At 58.5% G+C, this 11,453-nt stretch carries 7 protein-coding genes; 6 read left to right on the top strand and 1 reads right to left on the bottom strand.

Going from position 1 to position 11,453, the window contains the following annotated elements; translation table 11 throughout:
• Positions 1-303 precede the first annotated feature (303 nt).
• Complete coding sequence (locus Q0510_RS07085; protein ID WP_298709548.1) at positions 304-1,695, bottom strand: hypothetical protein; 1,392 nt, start codon at positions 1,693-1,695, stop codon at positions 304-306.
• A 176-nt stretch (positions 1,696-1,871) separates the two neighbouring features.
• Here Q0510_RS07085 and Q0510_RS07080 point away from each other — a divergent pair, with 176 nt between their 5' ends.
• The 6 genes from Q0510_RS07080 to Q0510_RS07055 form a co-directional block, all read left to right on the top strand.
• Positions 1,872-2,114, top strand: coding sequence for a hypothetical protein (locus tag Q0510_RS07080; RefSeq protein WP_298709546.1), 243 nt, complete (start codon positions 1,872-1,874; stop codon positions 2,112-2,114).
• A gap of 28 nt (positions 2,115-2,142) precedes the next feature.
• Positions 2,143-2,751 (top strand): hypothetical protein, encoded by a 609-nt coding sequence (locus Q0510_RS07075; RefSeq protein WP_298709544.1) that lies wholly within the window; start codon positions 2,143-2,145, stop codon positions 2,749-2,751.
• Between the two features lie 543 nt (positions 2,752-3,294).
• Positions 3,295-5,058 (top strand): hypothetical protein, encoded by a 1,764-nt coding sequence (locus Q0510_RS07070; protein ID WP_298709542.1) that lies wholly within the window; start codon positions 3,295-3,297, stop codon positions 5,056-5,058.
• A 55-nt stretch (positions 5,059-5,113) separates the two neighbouring features.
• Positions 5,114-8,287 carry a TonB-dependent receptor gene (locus Q0510_RS07065; protein ID WP_298709539.1) on the top strand — a complete coding sequence of 1,058 codons (3,174 nt, stop codon included), beginning with the start codon at positions 5,114-5,116 and terminating at the stop codon, positions 8,285-8,287.
• A gap of 19 nt (positions 8,288-8,306) precedes the next feature.
• Positions 8,307-10,202, top strand: coding sequence for a RagB/SusD family nutrient uptake outer membrane protein (locus Q0510_RS07060; protein ID WP_298709537.1), 1,896 nt, complete (start codon positions 8,307-8,309; stop codon positions 10,200-10,202).
• A 36-nt stretch (positions 10,203-10,238) separates the two neighbouring features.
• Positions 10,239-11,453, top strand: a 1,215-nt coding sequence (locus Q0510_RS07055; protein ID WP_298709535.1) for a TonB-dependent receptor plug domain-containing protein, incomplete at its 3' end; no start/stop codon positions are given.

Raw genomic sequence — 11,453 nt, 5'->3', positions numbered from 1 at the left:
GTTGTCGTTGAAGACCCGCCCGGGCACCCGCTCCATCACATAAAAGGGCGTGCCCAGCACATCGGGTTCGGCGTGGTACAGCAGCACCCCGGCGATGGCGGCTACGCGGAGCCAGTCGAGGTAACTTTGGCGGGTGGATGTTTCCATTTCGAGGGAAGTTTTAGGATACAAACATATTGGCTTCCCGGCACCCGCACCGCCCCTGGTTGACCATCCGCAGCCCTGGTTTGACGAACCGCATGAACATGAAAAAAGCGGCCCCCATGCCCGGGAGCCGCTTCGTTACAGTTGCAGGTAAATATATCAGGAATTCCTCAGGAAACGAAAGGTGACCCGCAGCTCGTACTCCTGGAAGGTGCAATTGACAGAGCTGATCTCCCGGAACACATTCCCGGAGAACGTGCCCTCGATCGGCTCGCCGGCGTTGCCCACTTTGGTGATCTCCAGCTGTCCGCCGGTGTACCGCGTCACCTGGCGGCCGTCTACGTTCTGGCAAAAGCTCGACAGGGCGAAGGAGACCGGGTCGAAATGGAATTCTACCGACGCTTCCGTGGCGGTGCCGTCCTGCGGGCCGCAGGGCCAGCTGCCAGGTTGGGGATTCGTAAGCACCAGTTTGCAGCTGACGCCCCCGTTCACGCCCGCTTCGAACAGCGCGAACGCCGTGGGATCATATTCCGCATACATGGGCTGCTGGGGCGAGATAAGAGTTTCTACGCCATTGATAACGATTTTCATGAATGTATAGCCTTCGGACGGCACCAGGTCCAGCCGCTTCCGCAGCACCAATTTGCCCGGCTTGCGGACGCCGTCCGGAGCGGAAGGGTCTTTAATGCCGGGGAGCCCTTCCAGCGTTACTTCCACCTCGGCATGCGAAGGCGCGGCCACCGTAGCCGGGGCTTTGTAGACAGCATTGGCTTCCAGGCCATGCGGGTTCCGCTGGGCGGTAACCGTTCCCGGCCCGTTCAGCACCTTCCACCCGGAGATGCGCCCGGCGTATTTTTCGTGCAGCATGGCGTATTGGCTGGTGGCCAGGCGGCCGAAACCGGCATCGTCGACAGGGTGCTGCAATGGCGCCAGCAACGAGTCCTGGTTGGGGCTGATCTCCTGCACCCCGCAGCGCAAAGCCACTTCCTGCCCGGCCGCGAGCTCTGTCCTGGCCGCAAACAGCTCGTACACCTCGTAAAAAGCGATGTCGCAGAAGTGGGTCATGGTAGCGGTGACGGTGTGGTTGGTCTTGTCCAGCTTCGTGGCCATGGGCTTCCAGGTGCCGTTGGCGTCCTGGTAGGCGAGCATGAGCATATCTTCCGCGCCGGGCGTCAGCTCCTGGGGGTTGTATTTCAGGGTAACGGTGACGGGTTTGGTGAACGTCACGTCTTCCGGGAGAATACGGTAGGCCAGCAGGGGCTTGTCGGGCCGGAGGGTATTGGATACCGCCTGGATGCGGAATGTTCGGTCGGCAGCCACCGCGCCGGCGGGTACGGTGAGCGTGACGTTGTCGTCCGTCGACTGCAGGGTACCGCCCGCCGCGCCGATATTGGCCCAGGCAACTTGCCCGGCCGCGGCGCCTTTGGCCGTGGTGAAAGGTTTGCCGGTTACAGCGGCCGGTTTGTCCGGTTCGGGCTGGTCTTTTTTCGATTTTTTAGAACAGGCGGAAAGGGATAAGAGCGCGAAGGCCCATAGTACATGGTATTTCATTGGGGTGTGCATTGGTTCCGGGAAACGAAGTTAGCAGGCGCAGTTGGTGAATTCGATAGCGCTTTGACCGGGATGGCGGATTGGCTTGCCGAAGCCTCCCGATTCCGGCCGTAACGGACGGATAAGCCCGCCGGGCGGGAAAGGCGGGAATTTGTATATTTGATAAAACGCACCCCATGCATTTCGCCTTATCGTTGCTGTTGCTGTTGCCGGTAAAGGAACAGCGCCCGCCGGACGGGGGCGCTTTGTCCGGTAAGAAAGGCAGCGTGATCGATGCAGGAATTATCATGAAACATGTGCCTACTGGCCAATGGATCATCGGTCATCGCCCGGGTGATGCACATGTCAAAGATGTAGGCGGATGTACGGAGGGGCCTTCGGTCATCAATTTCAAGAAGAAGCTTTTCGGGATGTGTTGATGGCAGGATTCTTGCTGCCTTTTCTTTCATGAAAAACCTCCAGCCATTCCTCGCCCTGGCCGTGCTGGCCGCCGCCTGCCATGCGGGTCCCAACACCAATAACGCCGATGCCGTGCCGCCGGTAACCGATTCTGTGGTAGTGGAGAATATTCCGACCGACAGCCTGGTAGAGCCGGGAGTGGCAGCAGGAGACGTGAAGCTGGGCGCGGATGCAGGGCCTTTCTTCGCCCGGATGGGCAAGGCCGACAGCGGCGATGCCGCCATGGGCAAAGCGCTCGCCATCTGGAAAACCAAAGGATACCAGACGGCCTTGTACACCGAACGGAATATGGGCGTCGAAGATACCGCCCGCATCCGGATGTTCCGCACTACGCTGCCTGGCTACCGGACTTCCGGCAAGGCCGGTTCCGGCGCCGCCCTCGCCGACCTCACGCGCAGCTTCGACCTTACACAAACGGCCTGGTACCAGGACGGGCCGGATACCATCCGGGTGCTTACCGCGCCGGAGGGGATATCTTTTGAAGTCAACCAGAAAATGTTCTGCACCGGCTTGATCCTGCACGCGCCCGGCGCCGATCCTTCCGCATCCTACCTGCCGTTCCATCCTAACGCGGTACGGGCAGGCGCGAAGCCGTAACGCCAACTTATCGTATAGGTTTCCCCGTTATCTCGCAAAACATCCGCCTGCGGCGGCAACGCACCCGTTTTTCCATCAGCAATAAAAAGGAAAAACAGGATAAGCGGTTGGCATGTATGCGCAACTTTTTGTAGAATATTTTCGATCTGCTAAAAAAAATCAAAGGAGACGAATCCTGAAATCCGCTACCATAGCCGGATTGGGGTTGCGGTACAGGATAGTGCAGGATGGGAGGCAGGATGGTGCAGGTTGCGGGAGAGAAATTATTCGAGTATTATTGAATCGTTGAATGATAGAACAGTTAGACGGATGCGGACTTGATAAGGAAGACAAAATGCCCTAAGGCCCTGCTGGTAATGGTTTGACAGCGGTAAGAAACAGGGAGGGCAGCATCCCGGTCTTTACGACAGACATGAACATCACCACGCGCAAAATACTGTCGCCGCCATTGTAGCAGCCGAGAACAGATTTGCCACGTATGAAAAACTGTGCGCCATTTTTAGCTAAGGGGGCGACACCGACTATTGCTTATTCTTTTTTAGTATGTATACATCCGCTCTCCGGCAGGCCGCCGGTCTATGTTTGCTATTGTCCTTACTGCAGCCCTTGCGTGCGCAGGAAGCGCTGCGCAACTATTCCGCCCACCTGCCCGCAACGGACGCCCTCGGCCGGAAACTCCCTGTCAGCACGGAAACCGGGCCAGAGAAAGCGGGGAAGTTCGTCGGGATTTTCTACTGGACCTGGCATTACCACCAGGCGCACCTTTCCCCGAACAACACCACCGCGTTCCTGCAAAAATATCCCGATGCCATTAAGGATTACAAAGACCCGCGATGGCCGGCCAATATCATGAACTTCTGGAACGAGCCATTATTCGGGTTCTATACCAATTCTGATAAATGGGTGATCCGCAAGCACGCGGAGATGCTGGCAGACGCCGGGGTGGATATGATCATGTTCGACGCCACCAACGGCGACCTCGTCTGGAAGCCTGCCTACATGGCGCTTTGCGAGGTATTCACCGAAGCGCGGCGCGACGGCATCCGCACGCCGCAGATCGCCTTCATGCTCGGCTTCGGCCCCAGCAAGGCCACGCTCAGCGCCATCAACCAGATTTACAACGACCTTTATAAACCGGGCCTGTACAAAGACCTCTGGTTCCAATGGAAAGGGAAGCCCCTCGTGATGGCATACCCCGACAATATCGAAGACCCCGAGATCCGGAATTTCTTCACCTTCCGCCCCGGGCAGCCGGTGTATGACAAAGGCCCCCAGCGCAAGGACCACTGGGGCTGGCTGGAGATCTTCCCGCAGCACGGGTTCGTGCAAAATGCAGACGGCAGCTTCGAGCAGATGACCGTCGGCGTTTCCCAGAACTGGACGAAACACAACGGCCTCAGCGCCATGAACATGCCCGGCGCCTTCGGCCGCAGCTATACCGATAAGAACGGCCACGATCCCCGGCCGGATGCGCACCAGTATGGACTGAACTTCCAGGAACAGTGGGACCGCGCCCTGGGGCAGAACATCGAGCTGGCGTTCGTGACCGGTTGGAATGAATGGATCGCGGGGCGGTACGACGTATGGATGAAACAACCCAACGCCTTCCCCGACCAGTTCGATACCGAGCACAGCCGTGACATCGAGCCCATGAAAGGCGGGCATGGCGACAATTACTACTACCAGCTGGTAGCAAACATCCGGAAGTTCAAAGGCATGCCGGCGGAAGAAAAACCCTCTTCCCCCCAAACCATCAAAATCGACGGCCGCTTCTCCGACTGGGGCCGGGTAACACCCGTGTACCGCGCGCATAAAGGCAATACCGGCCACCGCGACCATGACGGTTTCAAAGGCACGCATTACACCAACACCACCGGCCGCAACGACCTGACGGCCGCCCGTGTGGCCCGCGACGCGCAGCATGTGTATTTCTACATCGAAACTTCCGCGCCGCTCACCCCGCATACCGATCCCGCCTGGATGCGCCTGTTCATCGATACCGACGGCAACGCCAAAACCGGCTGGGAGGGTTACGACCTCGCCGTGAACCGGCAGCCGCCGGGAAAGAAGGCCATCCTCGAACAAAGCGCTTCCGGATGGGAATGGAACAAACTGGCGGAGGTGGAGTACCGGTATGAGGGGAACCGGATGGAAGTGCGCATACCCCGGAAATACTTCGGCCAGGGGCCGCTCCGCTTTCAATTCAAATGGTCGGATAATATGCAGGAGCAAGGCAACATCATGGACTTTCTCGTGAACGGGGATGTTGCGCCTGCCGGCAGGTTTAATTACGCTTTCTCTGAATAATCCCAGGTATATCGTCAACAAATCCACAACATGTAAAAGAAAAATTATCCACGTCATGATGAAACTGTATACTCGATTCCGGGCAACATGCTATATGTTCCTGGCGGTGATGCTTTTTGCCTTGCCGGCCCGGTCGCAAAACAAAATAACCGTTACGGGCACGGTCACAGATTCCGCCAGCGCTACGCCGCTGCCGGGGGTGACGGTGCGGGTGGCGGGCGCCAGCATCGGCGGGCAAACCGATGCGCTGGGGCGCTTCAGCCTCAGTGTTCCTTCCAACGCCGTGCTCGTTTTCGGCTTTCTGGGCTACCAGTCCAGGCAGGTGGCGGTAGGCGGAAGGGAGCAGCTGATGGTCAGGCTCCCGGCCACCAACGAAAACCTCAACGAGGTGGTGGTGGTAGGGTACGGGCAGCAAAAGAAGCTTTCGGTGACGGGAGCGGTATCCTCTATCAGCTCCGAAGACATCCGGATGACGACTTCCGCCAACCTTGCCGTAGCGCTGGCGGGCAAGCTTCCCGGCCTCACATCCATCCAGTCTGCCGGCGGCCAGCCCGGCCGCGACGATGCCACGTTGTATCTCCGCGGCGTGGCCACGACCAATGGCGCAAGCCCGCTGATCCTGATCGACGACGTTCCGCGCGACAACATCCGTACCATCGACCCGAACGAGGTGGCAACCATTACGGTGTTGAAAGACGCATCCGCCACGGCGGCTTATGGTGTGCGTGGCGCCAACGGGGTGATCCTCATCACCACCAAGCGCGGGCAGCCCGGTAAAGCGGAGCTGAGCCTGAGCGTGGACCAGAGCTGGGCATCTTTCACGCATGAGCCTGCACGGCTGCATTCGGTGGATTACATGCGCCTGCGCAATGAAGCGTCCAAAAACGACGGGATCACCGAGGCGCCATTTCCGGAAGATGTGATCGCCAAATACAAGGATCCGCTTATCGGGCTGGATCCCAACGATCCGGATTTCGAGGCCAAAGCCAGGGTGCGCCGGTACATGTATCCCGACCATGACTATTACCGCGAGCTGATCAAACGTTTTGCCCCGCAGACACGGGTGAACATGGGGATACGCGGCGGTACGGAGAAGGTGAGCTATTTCGCCAACGCCAACTACCTCCACCAGGGCGGTAACCTCAATGTGGAGCCGAAATCGAAGCTGGGTTACGACCCATCGGCGAAGATGGACCGCTGGAGTTTCCGTTCCAACCTCGATTACAAGATTTCCAATTCGCTGAAGAGCTTTCTGAATATCGGCAGCTACATCGAAAGGGTGAATATGCCTTCGGCCAACGTATACCCGAACAGCAGCACCGACTGGATGATCTCCGACCTGATTTACCAGGCACAGACGATCCTGCCGATCACGCCGGGGCCTACGGCTTTGCCGGGCTTTGGTGTGCCGGAAGGCGCGATCATCGATCCGGGGTACCTCGACCGGTCGGCCTTCGAAGTGATGAACCGCCAGGGTTACCGGCATGAAGTGCGCTCGAACCTCAACAGCTCGCTGGGGCTGGATTGGGATCTGGGCAAGCTGATCACGCCGGGGCTGAGCATGCGCGGCATGATCTCGTTCGACTCGCGCGGCACTACCGCCATGCAGGGCAGCAAGCTGGAGCCGCTGTACCTGGCGCAGGTGAACTACGCCACCGACGAGCTGGTGTATTCCATCAAGCGCACGGGCCAGAACCGGCTGGGGCTTGCCAAGGGCGCGGATTCGCGTTACAATATCAACATGCAGGGGCGCATCAACTATGCCCGGCAGTTTGCCCGCAAGCACGATGTATCGGCCATGGTGCTGGCGCAGCGTGATTACTGGGAGTCTACCGGCGGGGAAATTCCTTTCAACGTGATTGGTGTTTCCGGAAGGGCTACCTACGGTTACGATAACCGTTACCTCGCGGAAGTGAATGCGGGGTATAACGGTTCGGAGCAGTTCGCGCCCAACAAGCGCTACGGCTTCTTCCCGGCGGCTTCGGTAGGCTGGGTGGTGAGCAATGAGGCTTTCCTGAAAGGCAACAATATCATTACCTCGCTGAAGCTGCGCGGTTCTTATGGCAAGGTAGGGAACGACAAGATGGGCGCCGCCCGTTTCCTGTACCAGAGCAATATCACCATGGGCGGCGGGCCGCTGGGCAGTTTGGGCCTCGGCCAGGGTGTGAACCAGGGCCTCCTCGGCAACCCGGACATTACCTGGGAAGAGGCGCTGAAGCGCAACATCGGCATCGATCTCCAGCTTTTCCGCGATCTGTCCATCACCTTCGATTATTATACCGAAGACCGCAGCAGGATCCTCATCACCCGCGGTACTATTCCCGCAATTCAGGGCGTACCGCTGGGCAATATTCCCAAAGTGAATATGGGTGAGATTTTCAATAAGGGCATGGAAATAGAACTGGAATATCACCGCCAGCTGAACCGCGACTGGTTCGTGCAGTTCCGCGGCAACTACGGCACCAACCGGAATGAAGTGCGCTTTATCGACGAGGCGATCAACGACGAATCGTACGCTTACCGCCTGCGCCGCACGGGTTACAGGCTGGGCCAGTATTGGGGTTACCAGATCGACCGCAGCAACGGCAACGGCTACTTCAATTCGCAGGAGGAGCTGGACGCTTATCTCGCGAAAACGACGTACGGCTTCGGGAGCCCGCGCGTAGGGGATTTCATCTACAAAGACCTGAACGGCGACGGCGTGGTGAACGACAAAGACATGCAGCCGCTGCGCAATACGCACATTCCCGGCTTCACCTGGGGCGCTACCTTCTCCGCCACCTGGAAGATGATAGATGTGACGCTGTTTTTCCAGGGTGTAGGGAAGTACACCGGGCGCTATTCCGACAACGGGGTGTATGAGATCATCAAGCAGGGCACCTATTTCGATATGCACCGCAACGCCTGGACGCCGGAGCGCTACGCAGCGGGGGAGAAGATCACTTATCCCGCGCTCAGCACCAAATCCAACACCAATTTCACCGCCAACGATTTCTTCATAACCGACAGGGCCTTCACCCGCCTGCGGAATGCGGAAGTAGCGGTCAACCTGCCGAAATCGTGGATCAATCCCATCGGGCTGCGCACGGCGCGGGTGCATGTTGGCGGGCAGAACCTCATCACCTGGTCTAAAAACTTCGTGATGACGCACCTGGACCCGGAAGGGAACGGTGCCATCGGGTACCCGATCACGCGGACGTTCAGCGTCGGTTTCAACACCTCATTCTGATCATTCAAACTAGTCTAACATGAAATCGATATATGCCTTTCTGCTGATATGCGCCGTAGCGGCCGTATCCTGTAACAAGGCGCTGGATATGGCGCCGGACGGGAAGCTCAATATGGACGAGATATTCACCGACAACAATAAAGTAGCGGCATTCCTCAATTCCTGCTACGCCAACGTACCGAGCAAGGGATTGGGATATTTCTTTACTTCCCGCGGGCCGGTAAACCTGACCGATGATTCCTGGGATACCGACGCGGAAGCAGAGCCCACCCTGATTTCCGGGAGGATGTACAACGGCGATGCCGCACCGGGTGCGCATCCGCTCGACAATCCCGCCACTATCGACCAGGGCAACGGCAACTACTGGAACCGTTACTGGAACTCCATCGGCAACATCAACCTGTTCCTCAGCCGGATTGATACGGCCACGGTGAACGATCCCGCGCACCGCAGCCGATGGAAAGGCGAGGCGCACCTGCTCCGCGCGTTTTATTATACGGAGCTGCTGCTGTGGTATGGCCCTGCCATCCCCATCGAAAAAGTACCGCACAAATTCACGGACGATTTCTCCAACCTGAAGAAAGCGACCTATTACGAAGTGGCGAAATTCATCATCGAAGATTGCGATGCCGCGCTGGCCACGCCGGAAATTCCCTGGCGGATTACGGTAGACGCCGAAAGCGGCCGGTTCACCAAAGCGCTGGCCACCGCCATCAAAAGCCGCATGATCCTCTTCGCCGCCAGCCCGCTCTACAACCTCGGGCAAAACCACTGGGAAGAAGCCTACAACATCAACAAGCAAGCCCTGGCCAGCCTGCGCGCCAACGGGTATGAGCTCTACAACAAGGTGAACCTGCCGCACCTCTACCTCGTGCCAGACGCGCACCTGGGGCCTAACCTCAACCCGCACACCGCCATGTACAACGAATACTTCACGCAGGCGATGAAATTCCAGGACAACCCGATCGACAAGGAAACCATCTATCAGCACCGCAGCAATACCGGTAATATTTTCCACGTAGACGGCGTCGGCGCGCAAAACGGTTACAAGTCCGGCACCTGCCCCACGCAGGAACTGGTAGACGCTTACGAAACTTCCGACGGCAAGCCCGTGCTCGTGCAGGACAATCCTTACCTCGACGAAAAGCACACGCAACCCAATTACAATCCCGACAACACGATGTACGACCCGGCTAATCCGTATGCCAACCGCGACCCCCGTTTCTATGCCACCATTTACTACAATGGTTCCAAACGGAAGGCGCGCTGGGGTTTTGCGGAAACATCCGAGTCTCCGGAGAATTATCCCGCCGGCATCGGCAACCGTACCCGCATCATCACCACCTATGTAGGCGAGCCTTTCACCGGCATCCATGCCGCCAGGAGAAGCGCCACCCGTACCGGTTATTACGAACGCAAATACCTGTACCCGACTTCGGGAGACGATAACGGCGTGGCGGGCGCTCCGCACAAATGGTACCGCCTGGGCGAAGTGATCCTGAACTTCGCGGAAGCCGCCGCTGAAGCCGGCAAGCTGGATGAAGCAAGGGCCGCAGCCAACGAGATCCGCGCCCGCGCCGGCATGCCCGATCTCCCCGCTGGCCTCAACAAAGCACAGCTCATCACCCGCATCCGTAACGAGCGGAGGGTAGAGATGGCGCTGGAAGAAAACCGTTATTTCGACGTGCGCCGCTGGACGGCCCCGGGAGGCGACCTGGCCAGGACCGATAAATGGGTTACCGCCATGGAGATCACCCGCAACGCAGACGGCAGCTATACCTACAAACGCCGTCCTGTCAGGGAAGTGGAACGCAAGAATTACACGGCGAAGTTCCTGTACTTCCCCCTGCCGCTGGATGAGGCCAACCGCCTCCGCTCCATCACCGGGCAAAACTGGCAAAACCCCGGCTGGTAAGCACGGGATCGTTTTTCTGACTGCAATATGAATCACATGCAACAAAGACTTCAACATACATTCGCGCTGGCGGCATTGCTTGCCTGCGCAGCCTTCCCCGCCGCCGCTCAGCAGGAGAAGGAGGGCGTACGCAACGGCCGTGTTACCGACGTTCATGGCCGCCCGCTCGCGGGCGTTTCCGTTCAAACGCTCGACGGGCGGAACGGCACCGCCACCGGCGCCAACGGTCAATTCACCCTGCCGCTCAGCACCAGCCAGCTGTCGCTGACGGCCTGGGTGCGCGGTTACCTCCGCGACACCCTGGCGCCCGGTAACGGTTCCGATATCCAAATCGTACTGAAAAGAGATGTGCACCAGCTCGACGAGCCCGTGTACATGGGCTATACCTCCCGCGACCGCCGCGGCCTCACCGGGGCAGTGGCCACCGTTTCCGGGACAGAGCTGGAGCGTGCGCCGGTGGCCAATTTGGGAATGACTTTCGCAGGCCGCCTGCCGGGATTGTATACCCATGAATCCAGCTCCGAATTATCGCGCGCCGGTACCGATATGTTCATCCGCGGATTGTCCTCCGCCCGCAGGCAGGGACCGCTGGTGATCATGGACGGCACACTGGTATCCTACAACAGCGGGCAAACCCTGGAATATATCACGCCGGCAGAGATTGAATCAGTGTCGGTATTGAAAGACGCTTCGGCGCAGGCATTGTATGGTATCCAGGGCGCTAACGGCATTATTGTGGTAACGACGAAACGCGGAACGAAAGGGCCGCTGCGGGTGGATGTACGGCTGGATCAGTCGGTACAGGAAGTGACCACGCGGCCTGTTTACATCGGATCGTACGAATACGCCACCCTGCGCAACCAGGCGGCGAAGAACGACGGTCGGGGCGATTTCTTTGCGTTCAACGAAGCGCAGGTGGAAGGTTTCCGGACCGGATCTGACCGTAACCTGTATCCCGAGAACAATTGGTACGACCGGTACATGCGGGACCAGGCGAAGATGGAACGCGTCAATGTGAGCTTGTCCGGCGGCAACGACCGGGTGCAGTTCTTCTCCAACCTGAACGTGATGCACCAGGGCGGGCAGTGGAACATCGATACCGACAAGTATAAATCCGACGCCAATAACGTGTGGGTGAATTACCGTTCCAACCTGGACATGAACCTGCACAAACATATCAAGGCATTCCTTCGGCTGAGCGGCAACATCAAGCGCGAGCGTACGCCGGGTTCCGGCAACGCTACGGTATAC

Origin of the sequence: uncultured Chitinophaga sp., from assembly GCF_937874145.1 — a bacterium.
Taxonomy (GTDB): Bacteria; Bacteroidota; Bacteroidia; order Chitinophagales; family Chitinophagaceae; genus Chitinophaga.
This window is presented reverse-complemented; position numbering and strand designations above follow the sequence as displayed.